The sequence below is a fragment of the Mycoplasmopsis gallinacea genome, assembly GCF_900660495.1.
Lineage (GTDB): Bacteria > Bacillota_I > Bacilli_A > Mycoplasmatales > Metamycoplasmataceae > Mycoplasmopsis > Mycoplasmopsis gallinacea.
The window spans coordinates 812,004-830,758 of record NZ_LR214950.1; the positions used below are offsets into that span (position 1 = coordinate 812,004).

At 28.3% G+C, this 18,755-nt stretch carries 14 protein-coding genes and 1 other RNA gene; 10 read left to right on the forward strand and 5 right to left on the reverse strand.

Going from position 1 to position 18,755, the window contains the following annotated elements:
• Nucleotides 1–14: 14 nt before the first annotated feature.
• The 6 genes from EXC51_RS03265 to EXC51_RS03290 are packed head-to-tail and all read left to right on the forward strand — an operon-like array spanning nt 15 to nt 7,240.
• A complete protein-coding gene (locus EXC51_RS03265) occupies nt 15–1,286 on the forward strand; it encodes a thermonuclease family protein (RefSeq protein ID WP_129620492.1) in 1,272 nt (423 codons plus the stop codon).
• Between the two features lie 12 nt (nt 1,287–1,298).
• Complete coding sequence (locus EXC51_RS03270) at nt 1,299–3,362, forward strand: ATP-binding cassette domain-containing protein (RefSeq protein ID WP_129620493.1); 2,064 nt, start codon at nt 1,299–1,301, stop codon at nt 3,360–3,362.
• Complete coding sequence (locus tag EXC51_RS03275; protein ID WP_129620494.1) at nt 3,352–4,389, forward strand: carbohydrate ABC transporter permease; 1,038 nt, start codon at nt 3,352–3,354, stop codon at nt 4,387–4,389. The genes EXC51_RS03270 and EXC51_RS03275 overlap by 11 nt, the downstream gene beginning before the upstream one ends.
• Nucleotides 4,349–5,371: a carbohydrate ABC transporter permease gene (locus tag EXC51_RS03280; protein WP_129620495.1), complete on the forward strand. Its 1,023-nt coding sequence runs from the start codon at nt 4,349–4,351 to the stop codon at nt 5,369–5,371. Before EXC51_RS03275 ends, EXC51_RS03280 begins: the two co-directional genes overlap by 41 nt.
• A gap of 8 nt (nt 5,372–5,379) precedes the next feature.
• Nucleotides 5,380–5,658, forward strand: coding sequence for a hypothetical protein (locus EXC51_RS03285; protein WP_223211659.1), 279 nt, complete (start codon nt 5,380–5,382; stop codon nt 5,656–5,658).
• A 1-nt stretch (nt 5,659) separates the two neighbouring features.
• On the forward strand, nt 5,660–7,240 hold the full coding sequence (locus tag EXC51_RS03290) for a hypothetical protein (RefSeq protein ID WP_129620496.1): 1,581 nt from the start codon (nt 5,660–5,662) through the stop codon (nt 7,238–7,240).
• Between the two features lie 46 nt (nt 7,241–7,286).
• Here EXC51_RS03290 and EXC51_RS03295 read toward each other — a convergent pair whose 3' ends face one another.
• From EXC51_RS03295 to rnpB, 4 genes are all read right to left on the reverse strand, one after another.
• Entirely contained in the window at nt 7,287–7,616 is a 330-nt protein-coding gene (locus EXC51_RS03295; RefSeq protein ID WP_129620497.1) for an ArsR/SmtB family transcription factor, read from the reverse strand.
• 12 nt (nt 7,617–7,628) lie between these two features.
• On the reverse strand, nt 7,629–10,778 hold the full coding sequence (locus EXC51_RS03300; protein WP_129620498.1) for a DEAD/DEAH box helicase: 3,150 nt from the start codon (nt 10,776–10,778) through the stop codon (nt 7,629–7,631).
• Between the two features lies 1 nt (nt 10,779).
• Nucleotides 10,780–11,130, reverse strand: coding sequence for a PTS sugar transporter subunit IIABC (locus EXC51_RS03305; RefSeq protein ID WP_129620499.1), 351 nt, complete (start codon nt 11,128–11,130; stop codon nt 10,780–10,782).
• A gap of 64 nt (nt 11,131–11,194) precedes the next feature.
• Nucleotides 11,195–11,469, reverse strand: an RNA gene (rnpB, locus tag EXC51_RS03310) — RNase P RNA component class B.
• Between the two features lie 224 nt (nt 11,470–11,693).
• Here rnpB and rpsB point away from each other — a divergent pair.
• The 4 genes from rpsB to EXC51_RS03330 all read left to right on the forward strand — a co-directional run bounded on the left by rpsB (nt 11,694) and on the right by EXC51_RS03330 (nt 16,422).
• Nucleotides 11,694–12,515 (forward strand): 30S ribosomal protein S2, encoded by an 822-nt coding sequence (rpsB, locus tag EXC51_RS03315; protein WP_129620500.1) that lies wholly within the window; start codon nt 11,694–11,696, stop codon nt 12,513–12,515.
• A gap of 24 nt (nt 12,516–12,539) precedes the next feature.
• Nucleotides 12,540–13,445: a translation elongation factor Ts gene (gene tsf / locus EXC51_RS03320; RefSeq protein WP_129620501.1), complete on the forward strand. Its 906-nt coding sequence runs from the start codon at nt 12,540–12,542 to the stop codon at nt 13,443–13,445.
• An 87-nt stretch (nt 13,446–13,532) separates the two neighbouring features.
• Nucleotides 13,533–14,471 (forward strand): hypothetical protein, encoded by a 939-nt coding sequence (locus EXC51_RS03325; RefSeq protein ID WP_129620502.1) that lies wholly within the window; start codon nt 13,533–13,535, stop codon nt 14,469–14,471.
• The gene (locus EXC51_RS03330; protein WP_129620503.1) at nt 14,419–16,422 is read left to right on the forward strand and encodes a hypothetical protein; all 2,004 of its coding nucleotides are present in this window, start codon (nt 14,419–14,421) and stop codon (nt 16,420–16,422) included. Before EXC51_RS03325 ends, EXC51_RS03330 begins: the two co-directional genes overlap by 53 nt.
• Before the next feature lie 16 nt (nt 16,423–16,438).
• Here the strand turns inward: EXC51_RS03330 and EXC51_RS03335 are convergent, their stop codons facing one another.
• A complete protein-coding gene (locus EXC51_RS03335) occupies nt 16,439–18,754 on the reverse strand; it encodes a hypothetical protein (protein WP_129620504.1) in 2,316 nt (771 codons plus the stop codon).
• Nucleotide 18,755 lies beyond the last annotated feature (1 nt).

Genomic DNA, 18,755 nt, shown 5'->3' on the forward strand with positions numbered 1-18,755 from the left:
AAAAGGCTTGTATAATGAAATTAAAAACAAAAATTTTATGTTTAGCTGTAGGTATTTCGCCAATTGCGATGCCTTTAGCATTTGTTTCATGTAATAACGAAAAAACACAATCAACAAAACAAAATGTTTTAACAATTAATATTCAAGAAAAAAATACAGATTCAGAAAATTTTCATGAATTTGACTTAGAACTAAGAACATTAAAAAACAAACAACAAAGATATAGATTAAAACCAATAAATGGAGATTTTGATATTGCTTGGTATTCTAAAGCTCAATCATATGTTCAACAAAAAATGGTTGAGAAAGTTACAGAAGCACTAAATCCGTTAATTGAGATTGATGAAAGAAATAAGTTCTTAAATTTAGTCACTGACTTTAAAAATGTTCCAGAAGAAATCAATTTAAATTACAATGGTATAACATTTAATGTTTCACTTATCCCTGAAGAAACTAGACTTTCAGCTGATATTATTAACAGAGAAACAATTGATTTAGAAACAAACAAAATTACAGTAAAATACCAAATTTCTTACAAATTAACCTACAAAGGTTTAGATGTGCAAGATTTTAGTAATAGTATTTATTGAACAAAAAAAATAGAAAAAGATATCAATCCAACACTTTTACAAACAATGAATATAATTTCATCGGATTGAGAAAATGTTAAATCTAGATTTATTCCTATAAATGCGGATTGAAGCAAAATTGCTTATAGAGATGGTGAAATTATTTCTCAAGCTGATGGTGATACTTTCACAGTAAGATATTCTGATGGCAAAGAACCGGTTCAACAAATTATTCGTTTAAATGCAATTGACACACCAGAAAAAGCAATAAAAACAACACAAGCTTCATCATTTGAAAAATCATTTGCACTTTTAGCAACTAAATTCGGTGAAATGGCATTGCCACGTGGAACACAAGTAAGAATAGGGTTTAACTTACAAGATACCGATACTTATGGAAGATTAACAAGTGATATTTTCTTTGGAGAAAACTTCCAATACTCATACAATGTTGAAATTACAAGAGCAGGATTCACACTTCCAGCATCTAAAACTGGTTGAAACAGTAGAATAAAAGAACCAAATACATATGAAAATGTTGTTTATAGACATATGGCAGATGCTTTTGATCAAGCTATTGAAAACTCTTGAGGTGCTTTTACATACTGAAATACACCAATTGAATTCCAAAAAAATGTATATCTTTTAAAACCTAACTCAGCTTGACAAGCTTTTTACAGTAAAAGTGCTGATTTAAAAGTAAAAGATATCAAATAGAAGAAGGAGCTTATGAAGTACTTTAATTATTTAATTAAACTAATTAAAAAACAAATAGTTCAAGTTGATGATGAAAGTCTTAAAAAAATTCGTCATTATTATGAAGAATTTAAGGCCATTAATGAAAGAGAAATTCCATCAATTGAACTTAAAAACTTAAACATCGATTTTGGAGAAACATTAGCTGTTGATAATGTAAGTTTCAAAATTCCTGAAGGTAAATTAGTAACATTGCTTGGGCCTAGTGGTAGCGGTAAAACAACTACATTAAATGCTATTGCTGGGTTATTAACACCTACAAGTGGAAAAATTCTTTTTAGAGGAAAAGATGTTACTGAATTTTCACCTCAAAGAAGAAAATTAGGGTTCGTGTTCCAAAACTATGCACTTTACCCACATTTAAGCGTTTATGCTAATATTGCTTTCCCATTAAAAAATGATGCTAACTGACAAAACAAAGTAATGATGAAAAAGATAAAAGCACAAAATAAAATTAATGCTATTTATCTTAAAAAACTTGGTGCATCACAAAGTGAAATTAACTCAATACTTGAAGCTTTTGAACAATGAGAAGCAATTAAAGATGATTTAATTCACAAAAGTAATAAAGAATTTGCAAGAATCAATGCTGCTTTTGAAAAAGCAAGCACTGAATATAGAGTTGCAGAAATTCACAAAACAAGTCAACTTGCTCTTTTAAGTAAAAGTGTGCTTAAAAACGTAAGCTTAACTCACAAAGATTCATTAGAAAAAATTAGAGTAGCTAAAGAAAAATTCCATTTAGCTGAAAGTCAAGGAACTTTACCTAATGTATTTGGAGAATCTATAGTTCTTCAAAGCATTGATCCAGATTTATTTAGATTTAGAACTTTCAAAAATGAAGAAGAAACTGAAGCAAGAGTTCAAGCATTACAAGATGCAGTTGCTACTCTTACACAAGAAAACTTCGATAATCTTAGTTTAAAAGACCGTATTAAAATCATTAAAGTTGAAGAGAAATTATTCAAATTAATTGTTAAATACAAATATAGAATTAACGTTAACAAAGTAAATGAAAAATATAATGCTTTAATTAAAGAAAAAGCTGAAGTTTACAAACTTGCAAAAGTTGAATTCAAAAATGCTAAAAAAACAGATTCAGCTTATTTAGAAGTGTTAAATGACAGTAAAGTTCTCCCAATCGTTGCTGAAAAACATTTCTTTACATTATCTAAAGAATTACTTAGAAAATATAATGTTAACAAGAAAACACTTACAGAATTAGAATTATCAGAAGAAGAAAAAGCAGAAATAAAAGAATTATCTAAAGATTTAGTTTCGCTTAGAAAAGCAATTCACAACGAAGTTATGGAAGTTGCTAAACGTGTTGAAATTGTTCCGATTTTACAGAAAAAACCTACTAGATTATCTGGTGGACAACAACAACGTGTATCAATTGCGCGTGCTATTGTTAAAAAACCTGAAATTCTTTTAATGGATGAACCATTATCAAACCTTGATGCTAAATTACGTATCTCAACTCGTCAATGAATTAGAGATATTCAACAATCACTTGGAATTACAACAGTGTTTGTTACTCACGACCAAGAAGAAGCTATGTCAATTTCAGATATTATCATCTGTATGTCAATGGCTAAGGTGCAACAAATGGGTTCACCTATGGAACTTTATAACAAACCAAGAAACCAATTCGTTGCTCGTTTCTTAGGAATGCCTGAAATGGGATTATTTACTTCTAAATATGAAAATGGTGTTCTTAAAGTTGCAGGAGTTGAAATTGAAGGAATTAAAATCCCTTCAAAAGATTTAGCCGATCTTAATGTTGGTGTTCGTTCTGAAGACTTTATTATTACAGAAAGTGATAAAGCAAAATTCAAAGGAAAAGTTGTGGTAGTAGAAAACTTCGGTAAAGAAAGTAAACTTTTAGTTCACATTGAAGGCTCAGGAAATGTTAACTTCCTTATCGACAACTCTTACGATTTTAAAGTTAATGACTTTATTTACTTCAATTTACCAAAACACAAATTACACATTTTTGATTCAGTAACTGAAGAAAGATTGGAATATGAATTTTAATAAAACTTCATTACTTTTAAAATTAGAAAAAGCTTTTCCGTTTTTACAAAATTTCTTCGCTAAGAAATTAGCAAAAAGAAAAGGAACTTTATCAACATCTGTTTTAGATAAAAGAACACCAGTTTATGTTCCTTTCATCCTTCTTTTACCAGCGGTTATTTTAATTGCAATTTTCACAATTGCTCCAATGGTGTTAAACATTATTAACTCACTTACTACAAGAGATAGTAATGCACTTACACTTGAGAACTATTCAGCAATTCTTGAGGATGCTAGATTTGCTGTTGGGGTGAGAAACTCATTTATTTATGGAATTTTTGTTCTTCCTTTTGTTATGGCAATTTCTCTTGTTGTTTCATCAGTTATTGCTAAGTTACATAGAAGATGATCAAAAGGTTTATGACAATCAGTGTTTTTCATGCCTTACATCACTAACGCCGTTGCTATCTCACTTACATTCATTCAAGTATTTAGCCAAAATGGTTTATTTAACCAAATCTTTGGAACTAATACAGATTGATTAAAAGTGCCAGATAGATATGGTTTTAGCCCACTTTTACCAATGCTTGTTAATGGTATTTGAAGCCATCTTGCATTTAACATCTTAATTTTCACAACAGCTATGATGGGAGTTGATAAAAACTTATACCGTTCAGCTTCAATTGATGGTTGTGGTGAAGTTAAACAATTTTTCAAAGTTACATTACCTTCAATTAAGGGAACAATTAACTTCTTAATTACTTTAGGTATTATTGGTGGAATTAAGGTATTCCCGCTTGCTCTTTTCGAGAATAAACCTCTTGATGCTATGGAAAGAGGAGCCTCAACATTGATGCTTTATGTTTACCTTGTTACAAAATCAGGTGAATTTGCTCGTTCAGGTGCAGCAAGTATTCTTTTATTCATTATTGGTGTTACTTTTTCAACAATGATTCGTGGAGGATTCTTTATGATCCAAACAACACTTAACAACTTAGGAGAAAGAAATGTTTTCGTTAAAGTTAATAATACAAAACTGATGAAATAGATTTTTATTAAGAAGAAATAGCGAAAAAGTAAGCGCCCAAGTCCACGAAACAAGTGTAACATCAGTTGTTATATCAACATTTTCTAAATTATTCGTTCTTTGTCTTTTTGGGGTAGTAATTTTATTCCCATTCTTTATGATGATTTCAATTTCATTAATGACAGATAATGAAGCTGAAATTTTAAAAAATAACTTCTTATTCTTTACTAAATTCGAAAAAGGGAACACTGTTATTGATGGTACCCAACACAACGTAGAATGAAAAGAAGTTGTTGAAAACACATTCCATAGAGCATTTAGTTATGGATATTGAAGTTCAATTCTCTTTACATCATTAAACGTGCTTATCTCAGTTGTATTAAAAGTATTTATTACTATTTTTATGGGTTATGCATTTTCACTTAGAAATTGAAGAGGAAAAAACTTAGTTTGATTTATTGCTCTTTCACTACTTGTCCTACCCGAAGTTGTTCTTCTTTCCGGGCAAGTTAGAGTTGTAAAACAACTTAATTTAAACAGCACATATGTAGGATTCTTATTTGCAGTGGCTGTTCCATTTGTTGCTTCTGTATTTAACGCAACAATGTATAAAAACGCATTTGAATCAATTCCAGGAAGAATTAAAGAAGTTGCTCTTATTGATGGAGCTGTAGGTGCTAAATACTTATTTAAAATAGCAATTCCTATGGTTGTGCCAACAACATTCACTATCGTTATTTTAACAGCACTTGCGTCATGAAATGCTTACTTATGACCAATTACCATTGCAACAGATACAAATGATGTCCAAGTTATTTCGGTATGATTATTTAGAGCCGGAATTGACCCTAACGTCACTGGTGAATCAGGAAACATTGTTTACCAAAATGTTAAAATGGCAGCTGCTATTATTGCAATTCTTCCTATGTTTATTGTTTACTTATTATTTAGAAAAAGCATTATGAGAGCAATTAGTAGACAAGGTTCTACAATTAAAGGTTAGGTATTTTTATGATGAAAGGTTACAAAAGAAAAATTATTTTCTGAGCTATTTTAACAGTAGTATCATTAATTGCGATAATTCTTTTATCTGTTCTTTTATCTACTGTTCAACCTACATTAGATCTTGCTGATGAAGTTGAATTAGACTCAAAAATTAAAAACTTATACAACTCTGTTAAGGCTTATTCAATAGGAGGTGTGGCATTCTTTAGTATCTTATTCCTTATGGGTTCAGTTATTACTTACTCAGGAATTAAATCTTGAAGATATTCAGAAATGTTAATGTAATATGAAAAGAAAAAGTTTTTTACTATTAGGTACAGCAATTGCTAGTGCTGCAACACCTTTAATGGCTGTCTCATGTTTATATGAAAACGAACCTTCTGTAGTTTATGCTAAAGAGTATGTTAAACATAATGCTTTTACAGAAAAATCTAAAATTACAAATGCTCAAAGTCCTGCTCAATTAAGAGAGTTTGAAAATAAACTATTTTCAATTAAAAAATTACTTTATACATTCAGCGATTTTCATTATTCATTCGTTTTAGAATTTAGCTTCTCAAATAATAAAGAAGGGATGGTTGTTGATAATCCTGAATATGTATCAAAAGAAGCGATTGAAAAAGTAGTAGATAATTTCCTTGAAGATACTCCTTTTTATGCTTTATATCTAAGTGAAAAAGATAGAATTTTAAGAACAACAAATACTGTTGTTGGTAAAGAAGAATATCAATTTAGTTTCAGCGACCAAAGTCCTTACAACACAATTCCAAGTTATGTATTTAACGCAGTAAATAAAGAATATAAAAATGATAGCTCTGTTTTACCTGTTACTACTAAATTATTAAAAGCTCTAAACAAAACTTTAGGTCAAACTTATTCTGTTTTCTTAAACGATCAAGAATATATTAGAACAAATACATATGGTATTAAATATGGTTTTGGACCAATTAACCTTTTTGATGCTGTTAACTTAAGTGGTAAATCTGAAGATTACTTTAAAGTATTTAATTCAACAGAATTTACAGATGAAGAAAAAGAACATTTCTTTAATCACGTTGAAGAATTCTTTGCAAATAAACCTTACTACTTATATTTAGAATCTACAAGAGATAGAGAAGTAGAAATTGATAAAAAACAAAAAGAATATAGCAAGTTATCAGCAGCACAACAAAGCGGTTCAAAAGGCCAAAAAATTCTAAGAAAAATTGAAGAATTACTTGCTACAAGCAAAGCTCTTTCAGTAATTATTGAGGAATTTAAACCATTGTTTACAAATTATGAAGGAAACTTAACAGCATTTGAAAAAGCTGTAAAAAATGATAGTTTATTTACTAATTTAAATAATTGAATTCAAAAAGTAAATGAACAATTATCATCTAAAGTTGCAGATTCAGAACTTGAACAACTTAAAACAGAATTAACATCTGCTGTAACTGAAGCTGTAAACTTAGAAGGTGAAGCTAAAAAAGTTAAATTAGAAGAATTATTTACTAAATATAAACAATTTACTTCTAAAATTTACTTTAAATTATTCGAGCAAGATTACCAAAGAGCTCTTACAACAATTGAAAAAGAAAAAAGCTCAATGAAATCTTCTACCAAATATTTAGCTGAGCTTTACGCAAAAATCTTATTTGCAAATGGTGTATTTAAAACACAAATATTGGAAGCACACAAAGGTGATGATAAAGTATTCTTAGTTCAATATTATGATCAAACATCTAAAAAATGAAAACTTTTTGATGTTAATTTAGCATATGAAGGTGCAAAACAAGAAGAGTTTAATATCGAAAGCATTCTCTCAGAAACACTTCCGGATGGATATGTTATTGATGAAAGTTTTGCTAGCGCATTTCACACTAATTAATTAACGATAAAGAAAACCCACGCTAACATTAGCCTGGGTTTTTAATTTACTTTTTAAAGCAGCTACAGCTATATTTAGTAACTTCAGGGTGATTATAAATCGATTTAAGAATTTCATTAAAGCTATCAAGAAATTCTTTATTTAAATAATAGTAATTATATAAACCTTCTTTTTTAGAATCAACCACACCTTTACGCTTAAGTTCACTTAAGTGCTTTGAGATATTAGCCTGTTTTTCATTGAAAAGTTGAACAAGAGTTTGAACATCACATTCATTTTCGACACAAGAATAAAAATGAATGATTAATTTGAATTTAACTGGACTTGCAAGGAGAGCAAATAAATCAGTCATATCCATATGTGAGTGTGAATGCATATAGAACTCCTTTTATTTTTTATGTTCGAATTTATCTAAATTTTCATAATAAAAGTCTTTATCGATTTGATTTTGAACTCAAATTCAATTAATTGGGTTAATAACAATTGGACTATATTTTTTAGATTCTAAAAATGAAACAAAGTCTTTTTTAAGAACATAATTTTCAACATTGTTTTTATAATCTAAATTATCAACAAGAATATATTTATAAGGTTTGTTTTTAAACTTAATAACAAAATCAATTTCAATAGTTCCCAATTTAACATCTTTAGAGATTGTTAAATTCTTATTAATCTTAATTTTAGAAGTTAGTTTTTCATAAATAAACTCTTTAAATTGATTGGTTTTAAGTTCATTGGATATAGCTTGTTTTAATGAGTTATTTTCTTTTAAGATAAGGTTTTTAGCTTCTTGATTCATTTCAATATAACCTAATCATTTTTTGAAGATTCTTAAATCATCAGTCGATTTATCGTTTATAAGAATTTCAGAGCTTTTTAATGTCTTAATAACAATCATTTTTTCTTTAGCTCTACTGATAGCAACATTCAGCGCGTTTTTTCCGCCTTCACGAGCTACATAAGAAAATTGTAAACGAGTGTTTTTATCATAAGCAACGGTAGCGATAATTAAATCAGCTTCATCACCTTGGATATTTTCAATGTTTCTGATGAGAATTTTCTTATTAGTCACAGCTTCTTCAAGTTCAGGAAATTTAGTGTAAATCACATTTTTTAAGTATTCACTTTGCTTAGCATTAAAAGCAAGGAGAATGATTTTGTTATATTTATGTAAGTTGGCAATTAAAAGCTCAATACATTTTTTAGCTTCAGCAATATTACGGTTATCTTTTCAAATCCCATCTACTTGAATTAATTCAATTGCATCATCAGAGTTTTTAAAAGCCACGTCAAGTACATCTAGTGAAGAATTATAGAAGTATTTACTTGAAAAAGACATAAGCGAAGCGTGGTTAGAACGATAGTTTTTATCAAGCAGAATTTGGTAAGTTCCAATGCTTAGTGCATAATCAAGCAGTGATTCAACTTTTCCAAAAATTGAATCATCAATGGTTCTAGTTCCAAATCAGTTGCTTGGACGCATTTGTTTAGTATCACCAGCAAGAATTTTTTTCTTTGCTAAATATAAAATAGGCAAACCGTTTTCAATGAAAATTTGGCTTGATTCATCTAAAATAGCATAATCAAATTCATGTTTACTTCACCCGCTCAAATCAGTGTTGGGAGTGGCGATAACAATTGGGAAAATCTTTTTGATAATGTTTGTGAATTTTTTCACAAATCGATATGGTTCAAGGTTCATAATTCTTACACTTGAAGCAAATTCAAAATATTCTTTCTTTTCTTCTTCGTTAAGATTATTAACTCTTTGGAAAATCCTTTGAGCAATGATATCTTGAATCATCTTTTCATCACTAATTATGTTTTTGCGTTTAATTTGATCTTGCAATTCGTTTGAAACTTCAATTTTTTGCTTTAGCTTAATAAATTCACTTTCTGGATTTTCAAAATCAAAAAACTTAAAGCTATCTCTTAGTTCAAATAAATCACCATTAAAGGTTTTAAGGTTTTGATCTATTTTATTAGCTCAGCTAGCTATTTCTTGGTATTTAGGTAAAAATGGCATAAATCTTAATTTACTTTTTCTAAGAAGTTTCTTTTTAGTATTTTCACCATTAAAAGTGCCATCAGGTAAATTTAAATAACTAGGAATAGTTGCAATGAAATTGACATCTTTTTGCAATTGAAAATCAGGTTTATGTGCACTAAAATAATAATAAGATTCAAGCAGGTGTGGTGTATTTTTATTGCTTGTAAGTTCTGAAGAAACTTGGACAAAATTTTGTTCTTCATTTGTTAAAGTTTCTTGAAATTTAAACTTAGAATTAGGTGCAAAGTTCTCAAGAAAGTCTAAGTATTCTTGAATTGGTTTATAGAAAGATTGTTTATTCATTTCTTTTGAATTAAGCACAAATAAACAGAACTTAGATAAAAGCCCCATTCTTTCTTTGATAACTTCTAATGCAGCTTTCTTTTGTGAAGCTACAATAGCAGTTTTATCATAAACTAAAATATTAGCAATTAAGTTAACAATAGTTTGGCTTTTCCCAGTCCCTGGAGGTCCTCAAATAACTGTGTTTTGGTTAAGTGATGAAAGAATAGCTTTATCTTGTGAATAGTTAGTTGGGGTGATTTTAAAAAGCGAAATATTAGGGTTAAAAATAGTTTTATCAACCCTTTCTTTATAAACATTTTTATTGAACTCAACTTTAAGAATTTGATCCATTTCGTTATTTTGGATAATTTCTTTCATTCTAGTTCTTGAATAACCACCTCATGGTTCAAAAAGACCTAAAACAGCACCTGAATGAAAAATTAAGCTTTTGTTATTAATTTCTGATAATTCTAATTCTTTAAATGGATAAATGATGTTTTCAGGAACTTCGTAAATTCCTTTTCAATCTTTTTTAATTTTTGAAATTAATGATTCGATTTTTAATTCTTTAAAATCTGAATCAATTTGTAAGTTAAATTCATTATTATTAAGGAAGAAAAGTAATTTCTCATTAACTTTAATATGTCCTGAACTGGAAAGAATTGGTGTTCCATTTCTAAAAGTAAGCATTACTTCTTTAAAGAAAAGTGGAGCATAAACGAATTTATCATCAATTCTAACTGACACAAATAAAAAACCAATGTGTAGCGGTCAAATGTTATTTTGATCCAAAATATGAGCAGCTGCATCATTAAGTAATTTTCATTTAACAACTCATTTTTGAAGCTGAGATTCTAAATTTTCAATTATTTCTTTTTTACTTTTTTCAAACTCTTTAAAAAGTTTATTTTCACTATATTTAATTTCTAAGTGTTTCACTTTATTTAAAGTATTTATAAAATCTGAAGGAATATTACTTTTTTTAAGTGAGTCAATAAGCGAGTTAGAAATGTAATCAAAAACATTAATGCTAAATGTTTCTTGATTGCAAATTTCTCTAAACATTTCAGGACCAAGTAATGAATAAAGATCAAAGCACTTTTTGTTATTGTTAATTTTTGTAAAAATAGAAGAATCGCTTTGATTAATTTCTAATAGGTTATCCAAAATGACTTTATATTTTGTTTCTTTTTCGTTTATCATCTTATTTTCCTTCAAGAAGTCTTGCAGTTATTGCTGAAAATTCTCCTAAAATGATTGATACTGAATCACTTTTAGCAAAAATACCTGTTACTCCTTTTAATTTACGTATTTTATCTAGATCAACAATTTTTGCATTTTTAAGAAAAACTGTAATCCGAGATGGTTTGGTTTCAACTTTTTCAATGTTGCCTTCCCCTAGAGCAACTTTTAACAAGTTAATATCAAAAGGCAAATTATTACTTTGATAGATTGTATTTTTTGTATGTTTTAACTGTTTTTTTCATTTAATTCAAATCAAACCAAATGTAATAATGGTGTAAAAAATCATTTTAAATTTATTCTTTTTAAACATATTTTTATTATAAATGTTTTATCTAAAAATAAATAAAAAAGCAACATTTGAAAAATGTTGCTACATCTATAAGCCGTGTTCTGTTCTGCAAAAGCAGTGTCAGTAATTTATCTAATGTTCGCAAGGAACATTCCTAAGTATTGTTCATTTCCTAACTTAGGTTCCCCTACCATAATTTGGGTTTCTAACTCATGGAGTTTACCGCGTTTCACAATTCTCGTCTCTGTGGCACTAGTCGTCTAAGCCCAGGCTTATTAGTCCTGGCATGAACACTACCACCATCGCAGGTGGTGTTAGCACGGACTTTCCTCTACATTGCTGCAGCTACTGACCGATGTAATAAAATCATACTAAAAAATCTTTGGAAAATCTTTTTTTATTGTTAAAATTAATAAAGTAAATTGAATTATGTTTATTTAAATTCGAATTTTTACAAATTCAGATTAATTTAAATTGGATAATCACTTACCTTTATGGATTCGCATGGGTGTGCTTTTTCTCAAAGTGCTAGGCGTTAGAAGTAAAAGGTTAAAACTAACAAACTAAAAAATGAGGTAGAAAATATGACACAACAAAAAGAAAAAGAAACAAAACAACCTATTGTTTCTAAAGAGAAATTATTAGAAGCTGGTGCTTACTTTGGACATAAAGCTTCAAACTGAAATCCAAAAATGAAAGATTTCATTGTTCCTCACAAAAAAAATAGAGGATCACACATTATCGATATTACAAAAACACAAAAATACTTAGAATTTGCTTATTCACTTGTTAATAAATTAGCATCAAGAAATGCACAATTTATTTTCGTTGGAACAAAAAAACAAGCCCGTGCTGCTGTTAAAGAAGCTGCTGAAAGAACAAATTCATTATACGTTACAGAAAGATGACTTGGTGGAACACTTACAAACAACTCAACAATTATGTCACGTGTAAAGAAAATGGAAGAGCTTGAAGCTAAAGCTAAAGGTGAATTCAAAGGATACACCAAAAAAGAAGCTCTTGACAAAATGAGAGAACTTGAAAAATTACACAAAAACCTTGATGGTATTAGAAACATGAAACGTTTACCACAAGTTATGATTGTAGCAGACCCTAATGAAGATGCTATCGCTGTTAAAGAAGCAAAAAGAAAGAAAATCAAAGTTATTGGTATTTTAGATACAAACTCAGATCCAGATTCATTAGACTTTGGAATTCCTGCTAACGATGATTCAGCAAAATCAATTACACTTATTATGACAGTTTTAGCTGATGCTATTGCTAAAGCTCAAGGAAAACCACAACTTTTCGCTTACCAAGATGAAGAAAAAGTTGTATTACCAGATTTTGGTAAAAAAGCAAACGCTGAAGTTGAAAACAACCAACCAGCTAACGAAAGCAAATAATATAAAAATATAGGAGAATAAATCATGGCTGACAACAAAATGGAACTTATTAAAGAATTAAGACAAAGAACTAATTCTGCTCTTGTTGACTGTAAAAAAGCTTTAGAAGCTACAGCATACGACATTGAAGCTGCTATCAAATGACTTAAAGACAATGGAATTGTAAAAGCTGCTAAAAAAGCAGGTAGAGTTGCTGCAGAAGGTGCTGTAACAGCTGTTGGAAACGATAAGTCTGCTTTACTTGTAGAAATTAACTCAGAAACAGACTTCGTTGCTAAAAACGATAAGTTTATTATGCTTCTTGACAAAGTTGCAAATGCTATTTATAATGCAAATGTTGAAACGACAGAAGAAGCATTAACTGTGAAATTAGACGATAACCAAACTGTTGAACAAGCTCTTGTTGATGCAACAGCAGTTATTGGAGAAAAAATTAGTCTTCGTCGTATTAAACGTGTAAATGCTATGGATAACCAAGTATTAGGAATTTATGTTCATGCTAATGGTCAAGTAGCATCAGTTGTTGTTGTAAACGGTTCAAATGCTAATGTAGCAAGAGACGTTGCAATGCATGTTGCTGCTATGAATCCAGAATTTGACCTTGTAAACGAAATACCATCAGAAAGAATGGAAGAAATCAAAAAAGGATTTGTAGAACCAAATGGTTTTGCTAATAAACCAGAAAACATTCGTGAAAAAATTGTTTCAGGATGACTTGATAAACAATTATCAGAGTTTGTTCTTGCTAAACAACCTTTTGTTATGGATGATGGTGTTACAGTCGAAAAATATCTTGCAAACAGTGGTTGTGAGTTAGTTAAATCTTATAGATTCGAAGTAGGTGAAGGTATTGAAAAAGTTCAATCAAACTTTGCTGAAGAAGTATCAAGTCAAGTATGGTTAATGGATAATATTAAACATTTCGCATAAACATAAACTACCCCTAGTGGGTAGATGTTTATGCATTTTTTTATTTTTTGAGAATATAAAAATCATTTTTAGAAAGAAGGAAAGAAAATGAAAAAAATGAAGAAATTATTGCCTTTCGCTCTTGCCGGGTCGTCGCTTCCTCTTTTAACTTTACTTTCATGTAATAATGAAGAAGAAGCGCAAAAACCAGTTACAATAGAGAAAAAAGAAGAAAGATTTACTGAAAAAGAAGATTTTGAAGCCCTTTTAAATAAACTTAATTCTAAAGGATATGATTCAGAGACAGTTTCTGAATTTCAAGAAATTGCACTTCAGTTAAGACGTGAGTATTTAGCAAATGGAATTACAAATGAGCTTAGAAACAAATATTTAAGAGAATACGAAAGATTAAGAAACAAAGCTCTTGAAATTGTTTCTAGGGAAATTGAATTGTTAGAAAATGCACCAGCACCTGAACCTAAATACTCTGATGAAGAAGTTGAGTCATTAAAAGCAGAACTTTTAGAACTTAAAGATGAACTTCAAAGTAAAAATAATAAAACATCTGAATTAGAAAAAATGATTGCTAAATTACAAGAACAAGTAGCAAAATTAAATCAAAATAATTTAGCAAGAAATAAAAGTGCTAAAGAAATCTTACTTTTCGTTTTAAGATATTTAGAAAAATATGCCAATGCATTAAAAGCTTCATTTGAATCTGGAGAAAACCCATTAATTACAAATTTTGAGGAATTTAAGACAACTTTATTAGATAAAATCCCAGTGTGAATTTCAAATGCTGAAGAATCAGAAGATACATTTGATAATTTAGAAGATTTCAAAGAAAACATTTTACTTCAATTACACAGAATTGTTTTAGAACAAGGGCTTTATGATAGATTTGAAGTAACGCCAGCACAAGGTGATACACCAGCAACATACGGATATCGTTATGCACCTGAAGAAGAACCACAAGAATTTATGGAAGAACTTTTTGATTGAAGAATCAAAATCTTTGATAGCATCAAAAAAAGAATTAGAAGTTAATGCTGAACAAAATGATAAACTTATTGAAATTGTTGAAGCAATTTCTAATGCATACGCAGATAATAAAGGTGCATCTTCGTTCTTTGAACAAATTAGAAGATTTGATACTTTAGAAGTAAGTTATTGAAATCGATATTTCCAACACCCTAATTATTCAAACTTATTAAATACTAGATTATGAAAAGTTTCTGCAACATACAAAATTCCACAATTTCCATTTGATTCTAAAATTACAGATCCTAGATTTGAGGAAATTTTACAAAAAGCAAGTGAAGTTTCAAATACAATTGTTACATTCTATAGGGATTCAGTAAACTATAACAACCTAAGTTCTGTGTATAATAGAGTTTTATACCAAACAATTCTTGATATTCTTAGATTCATTTCAAATTTAAGATACAACAATACTGCTCAAACAATTAATGACTTTAAAGTTCTTCTTTTTGAAAAACAAGCATTATTTAATGAAAAATTTGGTGAAGATTACAAAAAGAAAATGGAATCAGCACTTAATCTTATGAAATTGTATGTATCATGAGCTAGAAAAGAAGATAGAACTGGTTCATTAGATAAATTGCAAGCAACCATTAATTCTAAGAAAATAAACCCAGAAACAGAAGAAAATGATATTTTTTACTATCCACTTAACAGACAATTCCTTAGAGATTTAAGTAGTGCAGAGATTTTTACAGAAGATCTTAAAAACTATTTTGATCAATACGTTGCTTATACAAAACTTGAAAAAAGAACAAAGACAAATATAGATTTACGTAATTTCTGAAAAACTTTAGGAATTGAGCCAATAAATGAAGAATATGAGTCATTTATTAATAACAAGAAATTCTTAGTAAAATTACAAAAGCAAATTAATGATGGAGAAAAACGTATAGCCAGATACAAAAACAACAAAACTTTATTTGATTCTCTTTCAGGTGAAGGTGAACTTGTTTTTGATGAAAATGGCGAAAAAACACAAAGAAATGAACAACTTCAAGCTATTAAAACAACACTTGAAAATTGAGCTACAAAAATTGGAACATCTTTAGATAATACTGATGAATACGAAGTGGATGAGTGAACATATTCAAAAAAAACCATTGATGGAGAAACAATCACTTTTGATGCTTATCAAAATCTTCCTGCTTACCTTACTAAGAAAGCAACTAAATTACAAGAATTTATTGACAATCAAGATTCAGTAGCAACTGAAGAAAAAACTCTTGTTGATGAACTTAACGCAAAACTTCAACAATTTAAACAATTATTATCTCAATGATCTACAGATACAAATGACTTTATTGAAGATTCTGAAAACACAGTTACAAATCTTAAAAGCAGACCTTCAAGATCATATTTTGAAATTTACTATATTGTTCCAGCACAAGAAATTTATGCGCTTATTAGATATTTTGAACATGCAAAGAAAGCTGAATTAACACAAAACACCATTGATGAAATTTATAAAAGAAATGACTCTAAAGTTTATGATTTATTAGTTACAAAAGCAAAAGACATTTTAAATGGGGCAACTTACAAAAATATTACAGACTTAGATGTTACTCACGTTGAGTATGTTGGAGATGACGAAAGTCTTGCTGCTTCATACCCTGTAGAATGAAAAGAAAAATTCTTAAGAGTTGAAAGAGAATATGCTGAACTTCTTTTAGATACATTAAAAGTGATGAAAAGTAGTAGTTCTACTGATGAACAAAAAGCTGCAAAACGTGAAGAATTCATTAACAAAATGAAAGAATACTATGGAATTTTAAATGACCCTAATGTTTCAATATTGAAAGAGTCTAAATATAGATTCCAAGAATCACACTATGAAAAAAATGACAATGATGATTGAGTATTTGGTCCATATCAATTAGCAGATCTTTACTCACATCTTGACTCAGTTTATTCAACAAATAAATTGATGAACGATTACGTTATTCCTAAAAAATAATTCATAAAATTTATTATTAAGTTGTATTGATTGAATACACAAAACTTTTTTCCTGAATTTTACGGATTCAATCATCAATCATTTTATTTAACTCATTAACAATAGCTGCGTTTCTAGTGTAAGTAACTTTATAATCAGGAACAAACATAGGGCTTGTGTTATAACCACTTGGTCCTACCCTAGAACTTACAGTAGCTACTGAACGCATTCTTTCAATTAATTTTTTTGCAACATTTAATCAATTATTAAGTTCAGTCATTAATTTAGTTTTATCTTGGTTTTGATTAAATTGAAGAACAACTTTATTCCGCATACGTTCTAATATTGATCAATTAGCATTATTAAAATCAGAATCATTTAAAATGCTTCCTTCTTTATATTTAGCATTGTTTTGCTCGAAATTAAGCAGCATAAACTCACCTAAAATAGGCTCTTTATTAATTAATAAACCTTTATCAATTAAAACTTGTTCACTTTCTTTCATTTTTTGAATTAGCTTAATTTTTTCGTTATTTAAGATTTTTACTTTTTCATTGTTATTTGCAGAATTTTCAACTAAAAAATGACTAACTTTCAAAACAATAGCTTTAAATTCTTCAATAATATCAAGCATTTGAGATGCAGCAGTTTTGATTTCTAAATCTTTTCCAATTTCTAAAATTAAATTTAAGTATTCACAAAAAAGAACAAAGTTAAAATCGCTTGTTTGTTCTTGGTTTGAATGGATTAGCACACCTATTTTATTAATAAATTTCTTTTTATCTTTGAAGTTATTAATAATTCTTTTAGATTCAGCATTTTGAATTGTGATAATTTCTTTTAGTTTAGTTTTGAACTTAGTTATGTTCTCATTATCAGCCATATTAGGATTTTCAACAGTTGCAATTTCATTTATTTCTTCTTCATTAATATTTGATGACATAAAATTCAAATTCTTTTTAAATAAATTATCAAGATTAACTTTTGGATTTTGTTCTATAAGTATCCTTAGTGATTCAATTATTTGATTTATGTTATTAACTTTATTATTTTGATAGGTGTTTATAGGTTCTATTCAAGTATTTAAATTTAGCTCTTCAAAGGTGTAAAATCCTTGAATTAAAGAAAAAGTTTTTAATGAAAAATTTCTAATTCATTGTTCAAAAACATTATTAAATTTATAAATATAAGTAATACTAGTAGCTCGATTATTTTCTCCATTATGCAATGAATTTATTAACGAGTTAATTTGTTTTGATAAATCACTATTTTGATGTGGAATTTTTTGAGAGCTATGATAAATTCATTTTAATGATTCAAAGCGATTTGAAAGCACTTTAATTAAGTTTAATTGCATTAATATTTTGTCTTTAATGTCAAGATTATCACTTTGAGTATAATTAACTAAATCTAAAAGACATTTTCAGTTATTTAAAAGTATTAAAAATTGATTATTAGCATTTATTTTGAGTTTTTCAAATGCTATTAATTTTTCTATTAAAAATTCTCTGTAATAAATCATTTTTTCCTGATTTAAATTAGCTTCAATTTGAATTTGATTTTCCAATTTCAAAATCCAATAAATAAAATTCAATCTATTTCAAATCAATTTACTTTTTAAATTCACAGAATTAACAATTTCCAAAATTTCATTTAAATTATCAGAATTTCACTCTAGAAGATCTTCATTTTCAAAAGTTTTATAAAACATATTTTCAACCGCTATTTCAAGATTAGAAACCAAAAGGTCTTTAGTTTCTTGCTTGATAGTTAAAGCATTAATTTCATTGATTAAATTTTCCTTACTTTCTTTAAGTTCCCTATAACTACTTTTTGCTAATTTCAAAAGAGTAATTGACTCTTTTTGCAAGGTGTTATTAGTAGCTAAATATGAATAATTTGACGAACTATTAAAAGAATAATCACTCGGAAACATTGTTTTTCAGTATTGCAAGAAAGCATAGTTTTGAAAATTCATTTTTTCTAAATTATCAATAATAATCCCAATTTTTAAAAGTAAAGGTTCGATCCTTGTTTCATTGCTGTGCTCAAAAGTTTCCTTGCTAAGTAAATCAAGTTTTTCTTTAGTTAAATTTAATTGCTTTTGATTTTCTCTATAAAAAGTAATGTGCTTTTGTAAAAAGTCATACTTAAACTTACTTGCAGATTCAGAACCGCTTTCAATTTCATTAGCATTTGAGCTGCTTGTTAATAATTGCTTATCTTTAGGAGCTTGCTCTTTATTGAAAATTTTTTTAAGGGAATCTTGTGGGATGAAAAAAGCCCCTATCCCAACTGCGCAAATGGATAATAGAGCCACTACACTTAAAATTATTTTGATAATCTTTTTCATT